General features: G+C 37.2%; 24 protein-coding genes. 12 read left to right on the forward strand and 12 right to left on the reverse strand.

The genetic code is table 11. The features are described from left to right. Positions 1 to 12: 12 nt before the first annotated feature. The 7 genes from A3I7_RS0100255 to A3I7_RS0100285 all read right to left on the reverse strand — a co-directional run bounded on the left by A3I7_RS0100255 (position 13) and on the right by A3I7_RS0100285 (position 6550). Positions 13 to 384, reverse strand: coding sequence for a hypothetical protein (locus A3I7_RS0100255; RefSeq protein ID WP_018374781.1), 372 nt, complete (start codon positions 382 to 384; stop codon positions 13 to 15). Between the two features lie 30 nt (positions 385 to 414). Continuing rightward, entirely contained in the window at positions 415 to 1452 is a 1038-nt protein-coding gene (gene metK / locus A3I7_RS0100260; RefSeq protein ID WP_018374782.1) for a methionine adenosyltransferase, read from the reverse strand. Positions 1453 to 1497: 45 nt separating this feature from the next. After that, positions 1498 to 1680 carry a DUF6900 domain-containing protein gene (locus tag A3I7_RS0100265; RefSeq protein WP_018374783.1) on the reverse strand — a complete coding sequence of 61 codons (183 nt, stop codon included), beginning with the start codon at positions 1678 to 1680 and terminating at the stop codon, positions 1498 to 1500. 194 nt (positions 1681 to 1874) lie between these two features. Continuing rightward, on the reverse strand, positions 1875 to 2351 hold the full coding sequence (locus A3I7_RS0100270) for a hypothetical protein (RefSeq protein ID WP_018374784.1): 477 nt from the start codon (positions 2349 to 2351) through the stop codon (positions 1875 to 1877). Then, a complete protein-coding gene (locus tag A3I7_RS0100275) occupies positions 2344 to 3720 on the reverse strand; it encodes an SNF2-related protein (protein WP_018374785.1) in 1377 nt (458 codons plus the stop codon). The genes A3I7_RS0100270 and A3I7_RS0100275 overlap by 8 nt, the downstream gene beginning before the upstream one ends. After that, a complete protein-coding gene (locus tag A3I7_RS0100280; RefSeq protein ID WP_026217053.1) occupies positions 3701 to 3982 on the reverse strand; it encodes a VRR-NUC domain-containing protein in 282 nt (93 codons plus the stop codon). The genes A3I7_RS0100275 and A3I7_RS0100280 overlap by 20 nt, the downstream gene beginning before the upstream one ends. A 282-nt stretch (positions 3983 to 4264) precedes the next feature. Further along, on the reverse strand, positions 4265 to 6550 hold the full coding sequence (locus A3I7_RS0100285; protein WP_018374787.1) for a phage/plasmid primase, P4 family: 2286 nt from the start codon (positions 6548 to 6550) through the stop codon (positions 4265 to 4267). 288 nt (positions 6551 to 6838) lie between these two features. Here A3I7_RS0100285 and A3I7_RS14695 point away from each other — a divergent pair, with 288 nt between their 5' ends. The 6 genes from A3I7_RS14695 to A3I7_RS0100315 are packed head-to-tail and all read left to right on the forward strand — an operon-like array spanning position 6839 to position 11128. Next, complete coding sequence (locus A3I7_RS14695) at positions 6839 to 6973, forward strand: hypothetical protein (RefSeq protein ID WP_018374788.1); 135 nt, start codon at positions 6839 to 6841, stop codon at positions 6971 to 6973. Beyond that, on the forward strand, positions 6948 to 7271 hold the full coding sequence (locus A3I7_RS0100295; RefSeq protein ID WP_018374789.1) for a hypothetical protein: 324 nt from the start codon (positions 6948 to 6950) through the stop codon (positions 7269 to 7271). Before A3I7_RS14695 ends, A3I7_RS0100295 begins: the two co-directional genes overlap by 26 nt. After that, on the forward strand, positions 7264 to 8385 hold the full coding sequence (locus A3I7_RS0100300; RefSeq protein ID WP_018374790.1) for a DUF2800 domain-containing protein: 1122 nt from the start codon (positions 7264 to 7266) through the stop codon (positions 8383 to 8385). The genes A3I7_RS0100295 and A3I7_RS0100300 overlap by 8 nt, the downstream gene beginning before the upstream one ends. A gap of 4 nt (positions 8386 to 8389) precedes the next feature. Beyond that, entirely contained in the window at positions 8390 to 8938 is a 549-nt protein-coding gene (locus A3I7_RS0100305) for a DUF2815 family protein (protein WP_018374791.1), read from the forward strand. 18 nt (positions 8939 to 8956) lie between these two features. After that, entirely contained in the window at positions 8957 to 9124 is a 168-nt protein-coding gene (locus A3I7_RS14270) for a hypothetical protein (RefSeq protein WP_018374792.1), read from the forward strand. 48 nt (positions 9125 to 9172) lie between these two features. Then, positions 9173 to 11128 (forward strand): DNA polymerase, encoded by a 1956-nt coding sequence (locus A3I7_RS0100315; protein ID WP_018374793.1) that lies wholly within the window; start codon positions 9173 to 9175, stop codon positions 11126 to 11128. A 38-nt stretch (positions 11129 to 11166) separates the two neighbouring features. On the opposite strand, the gene A3I7_RS0100320 is transcribed toward A3I7_RS0100315, so the two are convergent. After that, positions 11167 to 11736, reverse strand: a complete 570-nt coding sequence (locus A3I7_RS0100320; RefSeq protein ID WP_018374794.1) for a hypothetical protein — start codon at positions 11734 to 11736, stop codon at positions 11167 to 11169. A gap of 345 nt (positions 11737 to 12081) precedes the next feature. On the opposite strand from A3I7_RS0100320, the gene A3I7_RS0100325 reads away from it, so the two are divergent. After that, the gene (locus tag A3I7_RS0100325; RefSeq protein WP_018374795.1) at positions 12082 to 13236 is read left to right on the forward strand and encodes a hypothetical protein; all 1155 of its coding nucleotides are present in this window, start codon (positions 12082 to 12084) and stop codon (positions 13234 to 13236) included. A gap of 21 nt (positions 13237 to 13257) precedes the next feature. On the opposite strand, the gene A3I7_RS0100330 is transcribed toward A3I7_RS0100325, so the two are convergent. Genes A3I7_RS0100330 through A3I7_RS0100345 form a run of 4 tightly spaced genes read right to left on the reverse strand, consistent with a single transcriptional unit; the run spans position 13258 to position 18835 of the window. Beyond that, positions 13258 to 14538, reverse strand: coding sequence for an LlaJI family restriction endonuclease (locus tag A3I7_RS0100330; RefSeq protein WP_015057758.1), 1281 nt, complete (start codon positions 14536 to 14538; stop codon positions 13258 to 13260). After that, positions 14519 to 16276, reverse strand: a complete 1758-nt coding sequence (locus A3I7_RS0100335; protein ID WP_026217054.1) for an McrB family protein — start codon at positions 16274 to 16276, stop codon at positions 14519 to 14521. The genes A3I7_RS0100330 and A3I7_RS0100335 overlap by 20 nt, the downstream gene beginning before the upstream one ends. Before the next feature lies 1 nt (position 16277). Next, on the reverse strand, positions 16278 to 17423 hold the full coding sequence (locus tag A3I7_RS0100340) for a DNA cytosine methyltransferase (RefSeq protein ID WP_015057760.1): 1146 nt from the start codon (positions 17421 to 17423) through the stop codon (positions 16278 to 16280). Then, entirely contained in the window at positions 17420 to 18835 is a 1416-nt protein-coding gene (locus A3I7_RS0100345; protein ID WP_018374797.1) for a DNA cytosine methyltransferase, read from the reverse strand. Before A3I7_RS0100345 ends, A3I7_RS0100340 begins: the two co-directional genes overlap by 4 nt. Positions 18836 to 19005: 170 nt before the next feature. Between A3I7_RS0100345 and A3I7_RS0100350 the strand changes: the two genes are divergently transcribed. The 5 genes from A3I7_RS0100350 to A3I7_RS0100370 are packed head-to-tail and all read left to right on the forward strand — an operon-like array spanning position 19006 to position 21795. Continuing rightward, complete coding sequence (locus A3I7_RS0100350) at positions 19006 to 19695, forward strand: XRE family transcriptional regulator (protein WP_018374798.1); 690 nt, start codon at positions 19006 to 19008, stop codon at positions 19693 to 19695. Between the two features lie 2 nt (positions 19696 to 19697). Next, entirely contained in the window at positions 19698 to 19925 is a 228-nt protein-coding gene (locus tag A3I7_RS0100355) for a hypothetical protein (RefSeq protein WP_018374799.1), read from the forward strand. Beyond that, positions 19915 to 20043, forward strand: coding sequence for a hypothetical protein (locus A3I7_RS14700; RefSeq protein WP_018374800.1), 129 nt, complete (start codon positions 19915 to 19917; stop codon positions 20041 to 20043). The genes A3I7_RS0100355 and A3I7_RS14700 overlap by 11 nt, the downstream gene beginning before the upstream one ends. A 4-nt stretch (positions 20044 to 20047) precedes the next feature. Further along, positions 20048 to 21463, forward strand: a complete 1416-nt coding sequence (locus tag A3I7_RS0100365) for a Y-family DNA polymerase (protein ID WP_018374801.1) — start codon at positions 20048 to 20050, stop codon at positions 21461 to 21463. Continuing rightward, positions 21460 to 21795 (forward strand): DinB/UmuC family translesion DNA polymerase, encoded by a 336-nt coding sequence (locus A3I7_RS0100370; RefSeq protein ID WP_018374802.1) that lies wholly within the window; start codon positions 21460 to 21462, stop codon positions 21793 to 21795. The genes A3I7_RS0100365 and A3I7_RS0100370 overlap by 4 nt, the downstream gene beginning before the upstream one ends. Positions 21796 to 21803: the final 8 nt, after the last annotated feature.

The raw sequence follows: 21803 nt of genomic DNA on the forward strand, positions 1-21803 counted from the left end.
GAAAAAGCACAATTATTCAAGGTAATTGTACTTTACTAATCTATTTATTGCCCTACAAAATAACGTCCATTCTCTTGGAAAATTATTATCGCCCGAGCAATTGTAGGTTCTTCCATTCATGACAAATGATACATTCCACTGAGTACCATCTAAAATCTCCATCTCATTTGAATAATATTCCTTCCATTCAGACAGTTTCACACGTTTTAATTGATTTAAGAAGAAAAATAATCGGAGATTGGAGATTGTTTTTATCTCTGCTTCTGTCTCAGGAAATTTTTGGATCCTTACCAATTTTTCTTCTACGTTAACGTCAATTGAAATCATCGGCAACATGAAACTAAAAAGTGATACGGTTATATATGATACTTGAGGATTGGACATATGAATACTCCTTTACTCTCAATTATATCACTATTTCTCCCAAGGAAGATAGGCTTTTGTGAAATGCCCAAAGCAAGTTGTCTCGGTGTAGTCTACATTCAAGAGATTAAGTTCCTTAATGATACCTCGTGGTGTTAAATCATAACGCTCACGAATCATTCCTTCCAGTTGTTTTGCGGTGTAGCGACTGGTACCAAAGGTATCTACATACACCGAAACAGGTTTGGCTACTCCAATGGCATAGGCTAATTGTACTTCACATCGTTTCGCATACCCTTCTCGAACAATATCCTTAGCAATCTTTCGTGCCATGTATGTAGCTGAGCGGTCCACCTTGCTTGGATCTTTTCCAGAGAAAGCACCGCCACCATGATGTGCGAAACCACCATAGGTATCTGCCACAATTTTTCGACCAGTAACTCCTGCATCCGCAAATGAGCCACCAAGAACAAAACGTCCAGTTGGATTGACTAGAACTTTGAAATCTAGATTCTGACGGTAACGAAGGGCAACTGACATCATTGCCTCTGTCACAATTCGTTTCACTTTATCCAAGTCAGCCGATGCTGTATGTTGGATAGAAACCAAAAAGGTATCAATCCGATTCTTCTCATAGTCGTAGGAAACCTGAGCTTTGGCATCCTTTCCAAGTAAGGGGTTACCAAGCGACATCAGTTTCTCAAGGACTCGGGTTGCTAGAACATAAGGAAGTGGTAGGTACTCAGGAGTTTCGTCTGTCGCATAACCAAACATCATTCCTTGGTCACCAGCACCACCATTATCTACTCCTTGTGCAATATCTGAGCTTTGGAGCCCAAGTAAATTTGTTACTTGGACGTTCTTCAAACCAAGTGGCTCGACAACCTGACGAACAATGTTCTCGAGATTAATGTAATGTCTTGTCGAAATTTCACCAGCTACTATAACCTGGTTATCTTTGATTAAGGTCTCAACTGCCACTCGACTTGATTTGTCATACTTTAGACACTCCGTCAAAATGGCATCTGAAATCTGATCACAGATTTTATCTGGGTGTCCAACCGACACTTGTTCACTAGAAATAATCATAATTCCTCCACGAAAAAAAGCCCAACCCTTGGGCTAGGCTTTGGTTTATTTTACTGATTGACGACCTGCTTCGTAGGCTCTCTCCAATGCTCTTTTGATTCCCCAAACCGAAACATCGTAGAAATCGAGGTTGTCGCTCCAACGTTTTTCCAAAGTTTCAACTTGAAGTTCTTCTTTAGCAATCTCTGTTAAAATGGCATTGAGTTTTTCTTGTTGACGCTTTGTCATGGTATTGTTCTCCTCTTCTTTTGTTGTGTACATATTAACTCTAAAAAGGAGATATATCCAGTCATTACTGGGTATTTTTTATCTTTTTTGACACTTACAATTCTACCACAAATTTTGACAAAGTGAGGTCAATGTTAGGTCACACTTAGTGCAGGGGTAGGTTACTGGTAGGTCAAGGGTAGGTCAGGGAGAGGTTACTTTTCCAAAGAAAATCCCATCTTCATATTCACTTCCCTAACATGGTCTAAGACCTTACGACGCCAATTTCTAACAGTACTTCGACTAATATGAAACTCTCTCATCAAACTATCCCAATTACTATCTGTCTTAAGCATGGATTGCGCAAAATCATACAAATCTCCCTTTAGAAATTTTAAAGCCATCTCAAAATTATCAAGGTCATTAGCCAATCGGATATATCGTTGCGATAAATCCGCCAATTGTTCCTCATTTTCCTGAATCATCTTCTCACGAAAATTCAGTGCAATCATCTCTGACCGTCGATTGGTAGGTGTACTTTTAACTCTAGGTTCATCAGATTTTTCAAAAACGAGTGAACCAATAACCTCATTTTCTGTCACTGGTTTGAAATGTTCCAAACGATACTTTAACATCTCCAAGTCACTTTTGAGTTCATTGTAATTCGTCAGTATGTGCTCTGCCTTATCCATCTGCCCCTCCTACTTGTGCTTTAACAGCTGCAATCAGCCGTTCTTGTTGTGCATCTTTGTTTTCTAATGCCTTAAGGATTTCCTCATCAATCGTTCCTTCAGTCACAATGTGTTGGATAACAACTGTCTCAGCCTCCTGACCTTGACGCCAAAGTCGTGCATTGGTTTGTTGGTATAGTTCCAAAGACCACGTTAATCCAAACCAGACCAAGTTGTGACCACCTTTTTGGAGGTTCAACCCATGACCTGCTCCAGCTGGATGAAGTAAGCCAACTGGAACATTACCCTTATTCCATTCACGAATATCTTCTTCTGTTTTCAACACCCGACTCTTTACCTTGAGTTTTTCTAAACGACCCATAATCCGAGCCAAGTCATGTTTGAACCAATAGGCAACTAAGACAGGTTCTCCATTCGCGGATTCGAGGATATCTTCAAGGGCATCTAGTTTCTGTTCATGTAATGCCACAACCGTATGATCATCAGAATATACGGCTCCATTGGACAACTGAACTAACTTGTTCGTAAGGCTTGCAGCATTGGAAGCAGTTACTTCTAGTCCATCTAACTCTGACAATACATACTCTTTCTTAAACTGAATGTATTTTTCTTTTTCCTTTTCTGTCATACGCATCAGTTTCTTGGTTGAAATCAATTCAGGCATCTCCAGATAGTCTAATGCTTTCATGGAAATGGTTATATCACTAATCTTGTCTTGAATTTGACACTCCGCATAGTCCATGGGGATGTATTCATAGACAATATTGCCATTGCGACGACCTTCTTCAAAGTAGCGACTACGAAACTCACCAATGAATCGACCAAGACGTTCCCCACCATCAATGACTTTAAACTCTGCGAACAAGTCCATCAGTCCATTAGAACTCGGTGTTCCTGTTAGTCCAACCACTCGCTTCATGTAAGGTCGCATAGCCATGAAGGCTTTGAAACGCTTGGATTGCCATGACTTGAAAGAACTCAATTCATCAATTACTACCATATCCCACTTGAAATAGGGACTACATTGTTCTACCAACCAAGGGAGGTTTTCACGATTGACGATATAGATATCCGCATCTTTCTGAAGAGCTTCCTTTCGTTGCTTGGGAGTACCAACTATTTTCGAATACCGTAAGTGACGCAACTCAGACCATTGCTCAATCTCATCACTCCAGACAGTATTTGCGACTCGAAGTGGGGCAATAACCAAAACCTTTGTGACTTCAAATCTGTCAAACATCAATTCATTCACTGCAGACAAGGTTGTAGCCGTCTTCCCCATCCCCATGTCTAATATGACTGCTGCATAAGGGTGACCTATGATGAAGTCCTTGGCGACTACCTGATAGTTATGTAATGTCAATTTCATCTAGCACTTCTCCAATCATCTCAATGCGGTCAATCACATAAACCTTGAAACCTAACCGTGCGAACAGTTTATGCCTTGACACTTGTAACTCCCTTGGCTTTTGGTCAGGAGCCTTCACTTCCACCAAGCCAAACTTACCCTTAGGTAAAAACACCAAACGATCTGGTACACCAGAAAAAGATGGCGATACCCATTTAAGACAAATGCCTCCTCTAGCTTTCACAGACTTCACCAAGGCTTGCTCAACGTACTTTTCTCTCATCGTTCTAAATCCTTTCATCAAATTGAAGTGTGTAGGTCTAGTGCAGTCATTTCCAAAACTCCTCTTATAGGCTTTTTTATAGTAATTTTTGCTTATAGGATAGTTTTAGAAAAGACCATAATAGACCTACATAAAATCAAAAAATGTCACTCATGTTGGTCGTTTAACTAATTTGTTCTAGTAATTAGAATTTATTAGTTTTTGACAAAGGGGCAACGACCGACACGTTTCCAATCTCTATCGACCTCTGGTGTGGAGGTAGACCGTAAAAAATGTCGGTCATTAATCTAAGAAATCATAGCCATCCTCTACCAATTTCAAACCAAGAATGAAGTTACCTTTACTTGTCCGTTTTCGTTTAAACCCTGCCTGCTCAAGTGCAGAATAAAAATCGGTTGTACTGCGTGTATACTCCATGTTTTTGGCGCAATAAGCACGATACTGACTGTATAGTTCTCCTGATTTTTCTGACAACTGGTCGCCAACTTGACAACAGTCACCAAGGAAGTGTCCTAACCAATCATTTGCTTCACGATAGGCTTTGACGGAAGCTGATACGGCAGCTGGTACATTTGTTTTGAAGTTCGCTTTGATGGCTTTTTCTGCACCTTCGATAATCCAAGACATGATGGCTGGTGCTGCATTGTCATACAAATGGTCCGCAAAGTTTTTGATGTCAGAGCGACCAGTGATTTTGGCATTAAATGGGATAACAAGCAAACGTCGCCACGTTCCATCATCGTTCGCTCCTACTTTAGGCAGATGGTTAGTGTAAAGAACTAGCGTATGTGATGGCACGAAGTGAAAAGGGTCCTTGTACTTTTTCTCAGCTTGGATTTCATCTGTTGAGGTTATCTGCTTAACAACGGCTGTATTGAGCCGCATACCCTCAGCCATCTCAGAAGCAATGACCAGACGTTTACCTTTAAGCTCAGCAAGCTCAGGACTGACATTTCGCTTGTTTGACATAGTTAAGGCATCAGCTGATAGTTTCCCAGAGTAGCTTCCAAGTACTCGAGCGATGGTGTTCCAAAAAGTAGACTTGCCGTTCGCTCCGCCTCCATAGGCAATAATCATGTGTTCCTGATAGACCTTACCGATAGCTGCCATACCAATAATTTCTTGAACATAATCAATTAATTCTTGGTCATTACAGAAAAAGGTAGCTAAAGTTTCCTGCCATAATCCCATTCCCTGATCACTAGGGGAGACTGCGGTTATTTTAGTTATATAATCTTCAGGATTGTGTTCTTGTTGCCCATTTATTCCTTTTCGTAAATCATAGGTAGCCTCTGGGGTATTGAGTAATAAGTTATCACTATCTAATTCTGACAATTCAACTGAAAGCATCGGCTTGGCTGTATTATAGACAGCCATCAAATTCTTATAGTCACGATGTTTCATAACAAATTTATGAAACTCTTTAGCTGCAAGATAAGCTTTTAAATATTTCAATTGAAGTGGAGTTTCGACTGCATTTTCTAGACGCTTTCCTCCAGCCTTTATGGTTAATTCATCAATACCTGAAGACTGAAGTTGCTTATCTGCAGATTCCAAGAGTGCATTCGCTTCAGCAAGTTGCTCATCAGTAAAGTGTACAACTGCACCTAGTGCCAACTGCTTATTCTCACGCCAGTGAGTTCCGTCATAGTAAAGATAGTCAGTTGCGTTGGTGTAGGCCAGCTTATTAGCATATTCTCTAGCAAGCACACCAGCCTCGCCTACATCTGAGTAATCATCTGGTTTTAATGTTTCTCTATTGAAAGCATCGGGAGCCACGTAGCCTTTAGATGTTTTTATAGTTCTATTGTAGAATCGCACAGCACTACCCCAGATGGTATCTAACTCTGCTTTATCAAGTGGCGGTACACATTTCTGAGCCTGTTCATCAAAGCTATCTCTTGATTCTTGCGTTACTCCTAAACGTTTTAGAATTTTTGCTGCAAAGACTGACATGGTAGAGTTACGACTGCCTTGCTGGATTGGACCATTTGGTGGCGTATAGAAGTCTGCATCGAAATCTTCCTCGTCATCAATAGATACAGCTTGAAACAAATCTTCATCAATAATTAGCCATGAATCATGCCATATAACCTGTGCATTTGGATTTCCAAAGAAGAAACGTGCCGCATCCTTGGCATTATCATCAAAAAACTTGTATTGATTACAAAGTTCTTCCTTCATAGCTACGTAGACATCTTTATCAGTTACCTCATTGATTTGGAAGTAAATATGATATTTTGGTCTTGGAGCTTTTCCTGCCTTTGCCTGCATATGACTTCGACTAGTTACCAAGGCAAAATTGTAATCCGCAAAGATTTCTTTTAATCGCTCGACCGTCATCCATTCATCTGGATTTTCAGAATGGTCATTATCAATATCCATGACCAAAACGTCCGACTTAATGAAATTTGCATTTGAGCGTGTATTGTTTAAAAACAGCCCTGCCACATGGTCAAATTGCGCAACAGTTTGTAGCGATATTTCATCAGTAATAGTAACTTGATTGGGATAGACCGTGGTTGTCTGAACCCCATTCTGTCCTGAATGAGATAAGGTAAATTGCATTATGCACCCTCCATATTTTTGCAGTAATTTTAGAAATATATCTTCTTAACTTACTAAGTAAGAATCTGACAAATTTTTCCGCTCTTTCAGAAAAAAACATTCAAAAAAATAGAAGTTTCCTATTAAATTGCACAGGAAACTTTTTTGATATTCAAAAATTTTTTCAAATCTAACGGAAAAACATCACTTGGTTCTACTTAGTAATGTGTAAGAGGTATGTCTAAAAAAATCTCTTGCAAAGTGGAAAATTTAATAAAAACCTTACTTAGTAAGATAGGAGGACCAAATATGGTAAACGAACCATACATCAAACCTGATGAAGACGTAGCTGATACTCTCATAGCTATCAGCGTCATCTCAAAACTACTCGCTAAAAAAATTATGGAGGAAGAAAGTAATGAGCAAAATGAAAGAACTGAATAGACTAATTCATGATATGGAAGAAACCGCAAAGTACTACCTTCGATTGGTGGATGAGTTCAAAAAACTCCTATCTACTGATGATGAAACAGTTCCTGAACCAATATCACCCAAATCTGAACCACAAAAGGAAATTCAATTGGAGGATGTCCGTGCAGCCCTTGCGACCAAAGCTAAAGACGGGTTTAAAAATGAGGTTCGCGCTCTTCTAAATACTTACGGTGCTTCTTCTCTATCAGCTCTTGACCCTAAACACTTTGCGGCAGTCCTTGAAGAAGCTGGAGGGATTGGTAATGACTAACCATGCCATTCTATCCGCATCTGCTTCACACCGATGGTTGAACTGCCCACCATCTGTTCGTCTCACCGAAGATTTACCAGACACAACTTCTGATTTCGCTCTTGAAGGGACGGATGCCCACGAGTTGTGTGCTTATCTAGTCGAGAAAGCTTTAGGTAGGAATGCGCGTGATCCGACTAAGGATTTAGCATTTTACAATCATGAAATGCAGGATTGCGCTGAAGAATACCGCAACTACGTCATGGAACAAGTCGAGAAAGCCAGAGGCTACTCTCGTGACCCTACAGTTCTTATCGAACAACGACTGGACTTTTCTAAGTGGGTACCTGAAGGATTTGGAACTGGGGATTGCATCATCGTGGCGGATGGACTTCTTCAGGTAATTGACTACAAGCACGGGCTTGGTGTTCTAGTTGATGCAGACCACAACTCTCAGATGATGTGCTACGCTTTAGGAGCTCTTGAGATGTTTGATGGACTTTATGATTTTGATAAAGTCACCATGACTATCTTTCAACCACGAAAACATAACATATCTACCTTTGAGATAGAAAAGACAGAGTTGCTTGAATGGGCTGAAAATGAACTCGCTCCAAAAGCTGAACTTGCATTCAAAGGTGAAGGGGAGATGCAGTCTGGTAAACACTGCCAGTTCTGTAAACTAAAGAATATCTGTCGAAAGCGTGCGGAGGATAATTTGGCTCTTGCCAAGATGGAGTTTGCGAATCCAGATACCCTTGATAACGAGGACATTGCAGAGATTTTGCCTAAACTAGATTTGTTGATTTCATGGGCAAACGACATCAAAGCTTATGCATTAAATCAAGCAACAGATGGACATCCTATCCCAGGATATAAACTGGTTGAAGGTCGCTCTGTTCGTAAATTCTCAGATGAGTCAGCTGTTAGCCAAGCTGTGATTGAAGCTGGCTATGACCCTTATGAGAAGAAACTACTAACCATTACAGCCATGACTAAGTTACTTGGCAAGAAAACCTTTAATGATCTCCTTGGTGGTCTCATAATAAAACCAAGTGGTAAACCAACACTCGTTCCAATTGACGATACCCGTCAAGAGATGAACCTAGCAAAAAATGAATTTAAAGAGGATTAACTATATGACAACTAAAGTAATTACAGGACCAAACACTCGCTTCAGCTACTTAAATGCCAATGAGCCAAAATCGATTAACGGTAGTATTCCCAAGTACAGTGCCTCACTCATCATCCCAAAAGAGGATACTGTCACCATTAACAAAATCAAGGCTGCTATTGAGCAAGCATACAAAGAAGGTGAGTCAAAACTCAAGGGCAACGGTAAATCTGTACCCGCATTATCTACTCTGAAAACACCGCTTCGTGATGGTGACCTTGAACGCCCTGATGATGAAGCATACAAAAATGCTTACTTTGTGAATGCCAACTCTCCACACAAACCTGGGGTGGTTGACGGCAATCGTCAAGAAATCATTGATACATCAGAATTGTATTCAGGCATCTACGGACGTGCTTCTATCACCTTCTACGCATTTAATTCCAATGGCAATAAAGGGATTGCTTGCGGTTTGAATAACTTGCAAAAATTGCGTGATGGGGAACCCCTCGGAGGACGCACTCGTGCTGAGGATGATTTTGCGACAGAAGACGATGATGACTTTTTGAACTAGAAATGGAGAATTAGATTGATGATGTATACTATTTTAACTTGTACTATTATGGGCCTCTGGGTGCTTATCGGACTATACTTCGGGTATATGACCATTAGAGATGATATTCGAAATGAAATGGAACGAAAGGCAAAGCAAAATAAAGAAAAACTTAGCCAAACACCACTCAGTCGAAAAAACAAATAGAACTTTAGGTGGCAGTACTTCTGTCACCTTTTTCAGAAAGGACGTACTATGCCAATTAGAGAACTCAGCATTGACATCGAAACTTATTGTGAAATTGACTTACGAAAATCTGGTGTCTATCGCTATGCGGAGGATAACAGTTTTGAAATCCTTTTATTTGCGGTATCTGTCGATAATGGACCAGTAACTGTTTACGACTTAACTAAGGAGAAGTTACCACAAGATATTCTTGAAGCTTTAGTAGACGATAGAGTCATCAAATGGGCATTCAACGCTTCATTTGAACGAATTTGTCTATCAAACTGGCTCAAGAAATATCAACCCAAATTGTTATCAGATGAATTTTTATCTCCAGTTTCATGGAGATGTAGCATGATTTGGTCCGCCTATTTAGGACTCCCACTCTCCCTTGAAGGAGTTGGAACAGTTCTCAAACTCAAAGACCAAAAGATGAGAGAGGGTGCTGACCTCATTCGCTACTTCTGCGTACCTTGTAAGCCTACTAAGGTCAATGGAGGGCGAGTTCGCAACTTTCCTCATCACGCGCCTGACAAGTGGGCTACCTTTATCGATTACAACAGACGTGATGTTGAGGTCGAATTGGCCATCAAGGAACGACTGAAAAACTTCCCAGTTCCTGATTTTGTTTGGGATGAGTACCTCCAGGATCAGATTATCAACGACCGTGGAATTGGAATTGATTTGGACTTTGTAATAGCTGCTATAAAAATTGATTCAGAGAGCAAAGTTAAAATCCAAGAGGAACTAAAAGCTTTAACAGGTCTTGAAAATCCTAACTCAGTCCTGCAGATGATTGGCTGGTTACGAGATCACGGAGTAAATACTGATTCGCTAGACAAAAAAGCTGTGAAAGAACTCCTCAAAACAGTCGATGATAAAACGGCAATAGTCCTCAAACTTCGGCAGCAAGCTGCCAAATCAAGTGTTTCCAAATATCAAGCCATGATGAACTGTGTTTGTAAGGACGGTCGAGCAAGAGGAATGTTTCAATTCTATGGGGCAAACCGAACTGGTCGATGGGCTGGTCGCTTGGTGCAACTTCAGAACTTACCACAGAACCACCTTCCTGACCTAGAGGAAGCTAGAGAACTTTTCAGAACTGGTGACTTAGAAGCTACTGAGCTACTCTACGACACACAAGATACCTTATCTCAACTTATCCGAACAGCCTTTGTCCCTAGCAAAGGAAAGAAATTCATTGTTTGCGACTTTTCAGCAATCGAAGCTCGTGTCCTGTCCCACTTGGCAGGGGAGAGATGGCGTAGTAAGGTATTTGATCTAGGAAAAGACATCTACTGTATGTCCGCTTCTCAGATGTTTGGAGTACCAGTTGAAAAACATGGACAAAATTCTAAATTGAGACAAAAAGGGAAAATTGCGGAGCTTGCTTGCGGATATGGTGGTTCAGTCGGTGCACTCAAAGCCATGGGTGCACTTGATATGGGACTATCAGAGGACGAACTCCAACCACTTGTTAACTCATGGCGACAAGCAAATCCCAATATCGTTCTCTTATGGTGGGATGTCGATAATGCTGTAAAGACTGCTGTAAAGGAACAAATTCCAACATCTACTCACGGTATTCAATTTGATGTAAGAAGCGGCATTCTATTCATTACACTCCCATCTGGTCGTAAATTATCATATATTAAACCAAGAATTGACGAGAACCAATTCGGTGGAGAGTCTGTCACTTATGAAGGAACTGGAACTGCCAAACGTTGGGAGAGGCTCGAAAGTTACGGCCCCAAATTTGTGGAGAACATTGTCCAGGCTATCAGTCGTGATATTCTTGCTTACTCTTTGGAGCAACTGAAAGAGTTTAAAGTTGTAGGACATGTACATGATGAAGTAATAATCGAATGCCCAATGGAACAAAAACTTGATGAGATTGCATCATTAATGGGGATTGCACCAGACTGGATGTCTGATATTAACCTTCGTGCCGATGGATACGAATGCATATTCTATCAGAAAGATTAGCAAAAAATCGCCACCTCACAATTGAGATGGCGATTCTATTATTTATTTAATTCTTTGTAAAGCTCAAACCCTTCTTTCTTAGTATTATTGACTTTTTTATAGCCTGCAGATTTCTGAACTCCTAGTTTTTCAAAGATTTCCTTATTCTCATAACCATCAAATAGCATTTCCAAAATTTCTGGTGCTTGAAAGTTTGATTCTGCAAGTTTTGATTTCAAAAACTCAAATTGATCCATGAATAGATAAAGCTCAATCCCATCATCAATTACTGGTAAATCTTGTTTCTCTGTGAATGCTTCCCATGATGAAATCTTAGGGGCATTTTTACTTGGCTTACGAAAATCTTTGAGATAATCATTAACTGAGTTGTTATACCACCAGACCATCTGTTCATAGTCCTCTTCTGCGACTGGAACAAAGGCAGTTAGTATTGAAATACCCATGATACGACATTGACGAAACGTGCCACGTAGCAAACCTGAATGATGTGAAGTCATGTAGTAATCCTGTACAAACATAGGTGCTAGTACTTCACTTTCAGTTGGATGTACTCCAGTTGATGAAGATTGAGCTTGGCAGTAGTTGAAAAAGTTGACGTTGATTGTCATGATTGATTGACTTTCCAGTTAATACCGAAAGTACACATGACAAATCAAGGCATGCAAAAAATATTCTTGACCGCATAGTTACTTTCCTCTATGTTATCGGTCAGCCAATTTCACAAGCTGAAAAAAGTAATCAATACCAAAACGTCTGAAATTATGGTCGTCGTCACGACTCAGTTTTGGTAATGATAATCGTTTAGAGATATCTCATCTCATAGTTAAATTGTAATAGAAAACAATCCGTAATTGAAGTTCACGATTAAATCGATTACTATATAATATCGTTATTGTTTTTTTATTTATTTTAGGTTAAAATTACTTTATAATAATCCTGAAAGTAAGCTATATATGGAAAGTAAATTTACATTCGAAAATAAGATTGAAAACTATTCATTAACAGATACTTTTGATCCGAACTCTGGTCAAGAGATTCTTACATTATATTGTTCACATTTGCCTAAACCTAATTATGCAAAATATAATTTTGATAGCTTAACGGGTCTTGTTACAAGTAATGTAGATACAAAAAAAAATAATCCATTTGGTGAGTTCTTGTCCATTAACAAAAGTACCTTTATGGATTATTTAACTAAATATGGATTTTTATTTGATTGGGAAAGTAGTGAAAATTTTGATAGCATTGAGTTTAATTACATTCTTGAATTTCAAAGCAGACTTAAACTTCTTTTATCGATTTTCAACAATATCGCCAAATCTATTGAATACAAAGAATTATTGTTAAGTACATTCTTATTAATAGGTAAGCCACAATTAGAGCTAAATCTTGGAAAAAGTAAATACATATTCCCTTCTTTATTTCCATTTCATAGGCTTCGCAATTCAATACCAGAAAAAAACTTAAATGATATGACATCCAGACATACCTCTTCAACTGGTAAAATAACAACGTACATAAAAGTAGAGAATATATTTACCGAAAATGGATTTACATGTGATTTAAATATTTCACTTTATCAAGACATAATTGAAAATTCCCAATACGATGATTTTATAAAGGATATTTTTTATCTGTATGTAAACAAGCCTGCAAATCTTGAACCTATAACAGTACACATTATTGACTTCATATATTTGTTCTTCAGTAAAGTTGGTATTTGCGACATTTCAAATTCAAATTTAAATTTTGAAGATGAAGACTTATCAAATTTTATGAAATCAAGTGAATTGAAAAATGCACTATTAATCTTGTCAAAGGAAATACTTGCACTGGAAATTAATAGAGGATTAGCTAAAGTGCAACCTAAAATAAATTTAGATACTCTACTACCTGATTGGAATTTACCAGATTTAATTTCAGCATTTTACTTCACTTTATTTTACTCAAACCCTAAAATTGCTATGTACAAAATTTGCGAGAATGTAGGATGTAACACCCCATTTTATGTTCAAAGGTCAAATACAATAAAAAAATATTGCTCTGAAAGTTGTAAGAACGCTTCTTCTCAGAGAAGATATAGAAATAAACAAAAAGACTTTCAGTGAAAATTATCACTGAAAGTCTTATTACATATTTGCTAATTTTTCATCAACCTTTTCGGAGATTAAATCGGATAATTCTTGAATATACTGAGTTCGATTTCTTGCAGAATTATGTACCAATGTTTTTACATCAACTAAAATACCTTGAACACGCTCATAAGTTTTATCCTGACCCTTCCACTCACCAAGAGCTTCTCCGATATATTGATACATTCCGTCTGTTTGAAAAATTTCGTGACTCTTTGAAAATGGCATTAAGAATGCATTATATACTTTTGAATTATGTCCATGTATTTCTTTTAGCGAATCTTGATTTGCCACATACTCACCATATGTAATTTGCTTATTAATACTTGTTGACGGAGGCAAATCTTTCATTAAGTTAGTTTGACCGAACTTGTAGTATTTTGCATCTAATACAAAAACATTATCATTGTAAACCATAATAGTATCCGGTTCTAGTGCATACCCTTTTGAAGTTTTTGTCTCAAAAACTAAATCCCATTTTGTTCTAGGAAAATATGAAGTTTTATTGGCAATTCCATATGTATAATCTATTAGATTTTCCCAGATAAATTGGAAATTATTAGTTCCAAAATAAAACTTATCCGGTTCCTCTTGCCTATCCTTATAATTAAGTATGTCAATCATACTTTGGAAAAGTCTTCTCTCCATATCATTAAAAGTTGTAGCCATCTTTTTTTTGATAATAGACTCAAATTGAGATCTATTATAGTTTATACGAGCTTTTTCAGGTAGAGGAAGCTGATACAGCCACCCCATATTTAGAAACGCTTCATATACACAGAATTTGTTTATTTCCGTTAAAAGAGTAATGTCAGTATCACTTTGCTTTTTAGATTCCATTTTCAAAAATTTGAATCCATTTCCTTGAACAACTGGTTGAACACGTTTTATAGTCCTCGACCAGTTAATGCGGCCTCCCAAAGTTTGAATATAGTACTCTTCAGTCTCCTTATAATATGTACCACGATTAATAAAATCATGTATAACAAATGTATAAGCCTCCATTGGAAAGTTTAACGTTTTTAGAGCTTGATTCACGTCTACAGTTCTTAGGCGAGACTCTTCATCATTATGAGCTTGTAAGACGGAAACAAGGGCAATTATATCTCTTCTTGCTGTTTCTGCATCTTTTGCAATCTCAAAACCTAATGGAAAATTGACAGTAACTTCTTGTACACCTTCTATTATCTCAGCTTTAATACCAACAAACGTATCACCTTCCATATTTGTTGCAACACGACACATATCCAGTAAGGATTTATTCGGTACTGTCAGCATCTTCTTCTCCTGTGTCGATATTATTATCTATTAAAGTTGCTTCCCTAAGATTTTCTAACTCCTCTTTGATATCTTTTGCGAAAACATCAAAACGCCCATTTTCAGGATTATCATTATCCGTGAATCGCTTAATAATTGCCTCTAAACTTGGATACAAAGCAACATCAAAGATATCTTCACGATTAAACTTGAAGGCATCATCCCAAAGATATTTCAAAACTTTTTCTGCAAAGCGTTTATTCTTTTTATTGAAATCTTTACCAGAATCACCTGCTGGTACTTGGCGTATCCGTTCAATATTCAATACATTGCCAGAAATAAAGTATGCTCCCATTCGCTTATCTTCTGATGTTAGAGTCTGGCTACTAGTCTCAAGAATTTTTTTATTGATAACTTTGTTGAATACTTTCCAAGAATATTGTGTATCTGCAATAAAATAATTCCCATATTTCGATAAATCAACATCATTTTCAATCATTTCCATTGTCCATCGACGTTGAAATGCTGTATCAAGAGTGAATACATTTTGGTCTGCGGTATTCATTGTTGCAAGTAACGATAAGTTAGAAGGGATTTTAATTTGATGAGACTTATCACCATAAATTTCCGTAGCAAGTATTGAATTGTTAATACCGTACACGCTCTCACCACTAACACTTCTATCCAATAATTGAAAGATTTCTCCAAATATTCCTGGAGCATTACCTCGATTTAACTCCTCAATTACAAGATAATAGTGTTCACTAGGATTAGCAATTGCTTTTTTCACAATTCTTGTAAAAGGCCCTGGTGAAAATAGGTAGGTAATATCTCCATTATCTTTTACAGTAGGCATTATTTGACCAACAAAGTCAGTATTCATATAATCTGGATGAAAAACTAATCGCTCCATTCTATTTTCATCATTACAATATTCGGTAGCAATTTTATAACTTTTTCCAGATCCTGGAACCCCATATAAGAGGATATTTTCTCCACCTCTTATTATATTCTCCTTACTTAATTTACTCACATCTTGATTTATTTCTAAAAATTTATCCACGTTATAAATTTTTAATGATTTCAATCGATCTGAAAACTTTTCAAATACTGAAGGATTTATTACAATTCCTTTATCTTCTGAATTCTTTGAAATCTCTAGGAATCCCCATCTTTCCAACATCATGATTGGTTTACAATCTACATATTTCTGTGCTTCTTCAGGAACTACTACACCTCCTTTATTCCTAGCGGCTCTCACTTCTAATATGCTTTCTGTGTATGATTTACCATGATCAACCATAGAATTCAATAAATAAGCAAATTCTTTATAGCTTAGATAATCTAAATCAATGATTCCACGAATAAAAAGTGAGGGTGGTTCAACGTCAGAATTACTTGATGGCACTCCAAAATTATCTCTACCAAATTTAATATTCTCCAACGCATCCATAATGATTTCTTGCATCGCAGATTTATCGGATGCCATTAAAGCCTCGTACATCTTCTTTCCAGCTGTTGTAATTCTTCTTTGAGACTGAGCATTATTTATATCTTGCCATTCCGTAAAACCAAAATAAGAAGTTATTTGAGATTTCTTTGTATAAGATGAAGAGTACTGATCAGCACCAATTAGTTCTTTTAATTGAATTTTGTACTCCTCATTGGGTAACCATCCGTCTGCTTCATAGTATATTTTCAGCACTGCTTCAATTTCATTTAAAAGTGCACTATTTTTAGGCATTACTATCTTTTCCATATTATCTCGCTCCATCTAATTTTTTCAAAAGCTCTAACATTATTCGTTTGACCATATTTGATGGTATCCCTTCTCCAATTACTCGCCTAATGAAGCGCTCATTCGCCCAATCAGGTATATTCCAGTCTAGAGGCAAACTCATTACGATTAGTATTTCATAAATTGTTAGAACTCTTGCATCCGAGTATAAATTGGTTCCTTTTATCAACCTACCTGGGTGTACGCAAGCAAGTGATGAGATTACACCATTATTTTGAGTTATTGTACGACCCGCCATATCCCATTTTTGCCGTCTATAATTATTATGGTGTGCTTTTATTCTTTTTCCATCTTTCTTACATGGATAATATTCTTTATTGTATATTGCTGAAGTACCTGTTGGAGTATGTTGCATCCATTCAACATGCCTTAACGAATGAACAGGAGGATAGTGCCATTTTGAAACTTTTAATCCTTCTAGTCTTTTCGTTTCAAAATTCGGAAACATTTTCAATGTAATATCCTTTCCTTCTCGAATTTCTGGGTCAAGAGATGGCAACCCCCCAATCGCTTCTTCTAAAGTGATTTCAGGCAATTCTTCAGGAAATTCCCATTTAATATCTATATCATTCCGAACTAAAATATAAATATTTCTTTCTCGTAACTGAGGAACACCTTGATACCTAGCTTTTATTAAAGTGTCATCGTTAAATTTATAATCCATCCCTAGTTCCATTTTGATATACTCTGGAATTAACATAATTTCATCATTGTGCACGATTTTTGTCGTCAATTGTTTTGGTACATTTTCTAATAAAATAAATTCTGGCTTTATTCTCTTAATAACATCTATTGCATAAAAAATCAACTGATTTCGTTCATCGAATTCTTTCCTCAAACCAGCTTCACTCATACCTTGGCACGGTGGTGTTGCAATAATGAAATTTACTTTATTTTCAATAGATTGATTTACAATTTCATCGCGTATATTATCATCTGTAATATCACCACAAATCATTTTGGTTTTTGGGTAAAGATGCTCATAAAACTTTGCACGTTTTTCATCTATCTCGTTAGCCACTTTGATAGCAACTCCAATGTCTTCGAAATAAGCCTCGGCCACTCCAACATTTGAGAATAAAGACAACCCCCTAATTTTTTCCATCATTCCATACCTCTTATACCAGATAAGTTATTAAATACTTTTTTTACGAAAAGTGGAGGAATCCCTTCACCTATTATTCGGCGAACAAAAGCCTCTGGAGCGTTATCTGGAATATTCCAATTTTCTGGAATTGTCATAATTAACATTATTTCATATAAAGTCAGAGTCCTAGCATCTGAATAAATATTTTCTCCGTTTTTGGTAGTAATTTTTCTCCCAGGATGAACATTATTTTGAGAGGATATTTTTCTATTATCCATAGTAACTGTATAAGCTGGGCGATCCCAACTCTGCCGCTTATAGGTATTTCTGTAGCCCTTAACTGCTGTTCCATCAGCTTTTCGAGGATAAAATACCTCATTATCAAATGCAGTTTCCCCTGATGCCGTATGTTGCATTACTTCCACTTGCCTAAAAATATGATGTGGTGGCTCATGCCACTTTGAAATTTTTAACGCTTTAGCACGTTTCTCAGAAAAGAACGGAAATATTTTATTACGTTCTTCCTCATTTAAATCCTTAATAAAAGGATCTAAATCTGGTAAATGTCCTATAGCATCTCTTAATGTTACCTTCTTGCCATCAGGTGTAGGAATTTCCCAAATTAAATCAAGATCTATTCTTGTAAGTAATATTATAGCTCTTTCCCTACTTTGAGGGACTCCGAAATCGCTCACATCAATAGATGAAATACTAAAGCGATATTTTTCTGATAGTTTTTCTTGTAAAAAATCAATAATTAATTTATTTTCGCCTTCAACAAATATACTCGTTTTAAGAAACATTGGTACATTTTCTATAAAAACATATTTCGGATTGATTAACTCTACTGCATCAATAACAGGTAAAATCAACATATTCCGATCATCATCTATCTGCTGCCTTCCAGCTGTACTCATACCCTGACATGGCGGAGTAGCCATTAAGACATCTACATTTTTGCTTTTAGCTTTTTCTACAAACATATCAAAAACGTCTTGATTAGTTATGTCTCCGACAATCATTTCAGTCCTTGGATATATTGAAGAATATAGCTTTGCGCGCCTTTCCTCCAATTCATTAGCAACAACAACATCAAATCCTATTTTTTCTAGATATGCTTCTGCTACACCAATATTAGAGAACATGGAACAAACTTTAATTGGATTTGTAATCTCATTTGTCTGCTCTGTATGGGAATGATAAAATTCTAAAAACTCAAAATAAAGGCGAATAGATCGTCTTAACTGTGACTTTACAGAAGATGATGCAGAAATATCCGCTATGATTTCATAATAACTATCAATTTTTAAATTTTGATTTAACCCTAAATATCTATTTACTCTATTTAAACGACATACTATATCTTTCACTACCTTCTGAGAATAACTTTTATTTAATACAAGCCAATCCCTGAACTCAAATTCATTAAGCATATGATCTACCTTTCTAAAGTACAATCATACCACAAACCCAAAAAGGCGTCAATTTTTATTCTTTTTTGGGAATTAAAAATTTTAGATACGAACGAAATTATTCTATTCTTGAAAAATTTATCTTTTTTTTATATAATTGTTGCATAATAAAGCAACAAAGGTAGAGCAACATGTTTTCGGGAATTCGTCTCAAAGAAAAAAGAATTGAAAAAAATTTAAATCAGTCTGAAATTGCCAATAAATTGGATATCAATAGAGCTTCTTATAGTAAGTGGGAATCAGGTAAATCTATCCCAAATCAGAAAAACCTCACAGCTCTCGCCAAAATCCTAGATGTTCCAGTCACTTATTTTGAATCTGAATACAATATCGTCAATAACTATCTTCAGTTATCTCCTAACAACCAAGTAAAGGCAGAGGAGTATGTGGAGGAGCTTCTACTTTCACAACAAACCTCAAACGTCACTCCACTCTTCTCAGTACAAGTTCTATCAGATGTTCAACTATCTGCTGGTCTCGGAGAAGGATTCTTTGACGAGTTTGAAACTGAAACTGTCTACTCCGATGAGGAACAATACGGTTACGACTTTGCAGCTTGGATTGAGGGAGATTCTATGGAGCCTGTTTATAAGAGTGGTGAAGTCGCGCTTATTCGCTCGAACGGATTCGATTATGATGGAGCTGTCTATGCATTATCATGGAATGACTCAGTTTATATCAAAAAACTCTACCGCGAAGAATATGGGTTCAGAATGGTTTCCCTGAATAAGGACTATCCTGAAAAGTTCATCCCTTATGAAGATGAGCCGAGAATTGTTGGTCTAGTTGTTGGACACTTTATGCCTGTCGAGGGAGTGTAGTCATGAAATTAAAAGATATTTTAGAACTTGGAACATATGGTTTCAATCCTGATTGTAAAGTTGAAATTTTCAAAATGGACAACTTTGAAGAGCGGCTAGAGAATGAAGGATTCGATGAAATTCTTATTCCTCAAAATGATGACGTAACAATCTATCCCTACGCATTTTTGATTGAGGATTCTATTTTGATTGCTATGACCGAGGAGGATGACAATACCAATGTATGTTAAAGAAATGATTTACATCAAAGACGAACGTATTATCTTCACCCCTGACAAATTTGAATACGACATCACGGACTACATCGGTGAGCTTATCGAAGAGCTAGAAAAACTCAAAAGAAGATAATCCTATGGGCTATATCGACTATTCTATTGAACCTCAAAGTGACATAGCCTTCCTCGATATGAAGTCCTTCTACGCTTCTGTAGAATGTGTGGATAGAGGTTTGCATCCACTCTATACATCACTGTGCGTCATGAGCCGTGCAGACAACTCGGCAGGATTGATTCTCGCTTCTTCTCCAATGTTTAAAAAAGTATTCGGTAAAGCAAATGTAGGTCGTTCCTACGACTTGCCATTTGATATAAACACTCGAAAATTCAGCTACCAGAATGCGTGGAAACAAGGTCTTGAGGTATCACCGAAGTATAAATCTTTCATCGAACACTGGGCAAAGCGTACACTCATTGTTCCGCCACGCATGGACAGATATATTGAGAAGAATCTAGAGATTCAGCATATCTTTCAAGATTATGCTGCTCCAGATGACATTCTCCCCTATTCGATCGATGAAGGCTTTATTGACCTTACTAGCTCACTCTCTTACTTTATTTCTGATAAGTCCATGTCAAGGAAAGATAAGTTAGATAATATTTCGGCTATGATTCAGAGAGATATTTACCGTAAAACAGGTATTATCTCAACTGTGGGAATGAGCAATTCCAATCCTCTTCTAGCTAAACTAGCTCTAGATAATGAAGCTAAGAAAACTGCTACAATGAGAGCTAACTGGTCATACGAAGATGTAGAAACCAAGGTATGGGCCATTCCAAAATTAACAGACTTTTGGGGGATCGGTAGTAAAACCGAGATTCATTTACAAAAACTTGGTATTCATTCAATCAAAGAACTAGCCAATTTCAATCCTGATATTCTCAAAAAAGAATTCGGTAAAGTCGGTGTTCAACTTTGGTTTCACGCCAATGGAGTTGACGAGAGCAACGTCCATGAACCCTATAAACCAAAATCACGAGGATTGGGTAACTCACAAGTACTTCCTAGAGATTACAGAACCCAAAGAGAAATTGAAATCGTATTAGCTGAAATGGCTGACCAGGTTGCTAATCGACTGCGTTCAGCCCATAAGAAAGCAACTGTTGTTTCAATCCATATTGGCTATTCTAGGACTGAGATGAAAAAATCTATAAATGTTCAGAAAAAAATTGACCCCGCAAATCTTCCAAAAACAATGATTGGTCATGTACTTGAGTTATTCCGAAAGAAATACACCTCTGGTGCAGTGAGACAAATTGGTGTATCTTATAGTGGTTTCGTAGATGAAAGCTATACTCTACTATCACTCTTTGATGATGTAGAACAAATTGAAAAAGAGAATAGACTTCAGACAGCTATTGATGTTGTCAGAGAACAGTTTGGCTTTTTAGCCATACAAAAAGGAACCGTCCTAACTGAAGGTTCCAGAACTATTGAACGCAGTAAACTTATCGGCGGTCATTCCGCTGGTGGATTGGAGGGATTAAAATGAAACAAGAAAAAAATACAGTACAATTTTCAGAAATCCGTAGCAAAGGATGTAATGATATTGAAATGCTTGAAAGATTTTTACATGGAATCGTTGAAACAGCAACTTCAAAACTTCGTCAGAGAAAACTCAAAACAACTGAAATATCGATACGACTAGTACATGCTAAATCTGAAAACCGATTACCATTGGAATTTACATTTAGCATTAAGCCAACAAGCTCTTCTATGATGATCTATACTGAGATAATCAATCGCTTTAAAGAACATCATACAGGTGGGGAAATTCAAGGTTTTACGATTCAATTTGATAAAAATATACTTGCGACTACATAGAAAGGATT

This window comes from Streptococcus orisratti DSM 15617 (assembly GCF_000380105.1).
In the GTDB taxonomy this organism is placed as follows: Bacteria; Bacillota; Bacilli; order Lactobacillales; family Streptococcaceae; genus Streptococcus; species Streptococcus orisratti.

Excerpts from the sequence above, each read along its gene's own strand:
- A3I7_RS0100255 (WP_018374781.1), bottom strand. The coding sequence starts at position 384 with ATGTCCAATCCTCAAGTATCATATATAACCGTATCACTTTTTAGTTTC.
- metK (WP_018374782.1), bottom strand. The coding sequence starts at position 1,452 with ATGATTATTTCTAGTGAACAAGTGTCGGTTGGACACCCAGATAAAATC.
- A3I7_RS0100265 (WP_018374783.1), bottom strand. The coding sequence starts at position 1,680 with ATGACAAAGCGTCAACAAGAAAAACTCAATGCCATTTTAACAGAGATT.
- A3I7_RS0100270 (WP_018374784.1), bottom strand. The coding sequence starts at position 2,351 with ATGGATAAGGCAGAGCACATACTGACGAATTACAATGAACTCAAAAGT.
- A3I7_RS0100275 (WP_018374785.1), bottom strand. The coding sequence starts at position 3,720 with ATGAAATTGACATTACATAACTATCAGGTAGTCGCCAAGGACTTCATC.
- A3I7_RS0100280 (WP_026217053.1), bottom strand. The coding sequence starts at position 3,982 with ATGAGAGAAAAGTACGTTGAGCAAGCCTTGGTGAAGTCTGTGAAAGCT.
- A3I7_RS0100285 (WP_018374787.1), bottom strand. The coding sequence starts at position 6,550 with ATGCAATTTACCTTATCTCATTCAGGACAGAATGGGGTTCAGACAACC.
- A3I7_RS14695 (WP_018374788.1), top strand. The coding sequence starts at position 6,839 with ATGGTAAACGAACCATACATCAAACCTGATGAAGACGTAGCTGATACT.
- A3I7_RS0100295 (WP_018374789.1), top strand. The coding sequence starts at position 6,948 with ATGAGCAAAATGAAAGAACTGAATAGACTAATTCATGATATGGAAGAA.
- A3I7_RS0100300 (WP_018374790.1), top strand. The coding sequence starts at position 7,264 with ATGACTAACCATGCCATTCTATCCGCATCTGCTTCACACCGATGGTTG.
- A3I7_RS0100305 (WP_018374791.1), top strand. The coding sequence starts at position 8,390 with ATGACAACTAAAGTAATTACAGGACCAAACACTCGCTTCAGCTACTTA.
- A3I7_RS14270 (WP_018374792.1), top strand. The coding sequence starts at position 8,957 with ATGATGTATACTATTTTAACTTGTACTATTATGGGCCTCTGGGTGCTT.
- A3I7_RS0100315 (WP_018374793.1), top strand. The coding sequence starts at position 9,173 with ATGCCAATTAGAGAACTCAGCATTGACATCGAAACTTATTGTGAAATT.
- A3I7_RS0100320 (WP_018374794.1), bottom strand. The coding sequence starts at position 11,736 with ATGACAATCAACGTCAACTTTTTCAACTACTGCCAAGCTCAATCTTCA.
- A3I7_RS0100325 (WP_018374795.1), top strand. The coding sequence starts at position 12,082 with ATGGAAAGTAAATTTACATTCGAAAATAAGATTGAAAACTATTCATTA.
- A3I7_RS0100330 (WP_015057758.1), bottom strand. The coding sequence starts at position 14,538 with ATGCTGACAGTACCGAATAAATCCTTACTGGATATGTGTCGTGTTGCA.
- A3I7_RS0100335 (WP_026217054.1), bottom strand. The coding sequence starts at position 16,276 with ATGGAAAAGATAGTAATGCCTAAAAATAGTGCACTTTTAAATGAAATT.
- A3I7_RS0100340 (WP_015057760.1), bottom strand. The coding sequence starts at position 17,423 with ATGATGGAAAAAATTAGGGGGTTGTCTTTATTCTCAAATGTTGGAGTG.
- A3I7_RS0100345 (WP_018374797.1), bottom strand. The coding sequence starts at position 18,835 with ATGCTTAATGAATTTGAGTTCAGGGATTGGCTTGTATTAAATAAAAGT.
- A3I7_RS0100350 (WP_018374798.1), top strand. The coding sequence starts at position 19,006 with ATGTTTTCGGGAATTCGTCTCAAAGAAAAAAGAATTGAAAAAAATTTA.
- A3I7_RS0100355 (WP_018374799.1), top strand. The coding sequence starts at position 19,698 with ATGAAATTAAAAGATATTTTAGAACTTGGAACATATGGTTTCAATCCT.
- A3I7_RS14700 (WP_018374800.1), top strand. The coding sequence starts at position 19,915 with ATGTATGTTAAAGAAATGATTTACATCAAAGACGAACGTATTATCTTC.
- A3I7_RS0100365 (WP_018374801.1), top strand. The coding sequence starts at position 20,048 with ATGGGCTATATCGACTATTCTATTGAACCTCAAAGTGACATAGCCTTC.
- A3I7_RS0100370 (WP_018374802.1), top strand. The coding sequence starts at position 21,460 with ATGAAACAAGAAAAAAATACAGTACAATTTTCAGAAATCCGTAGCAAA.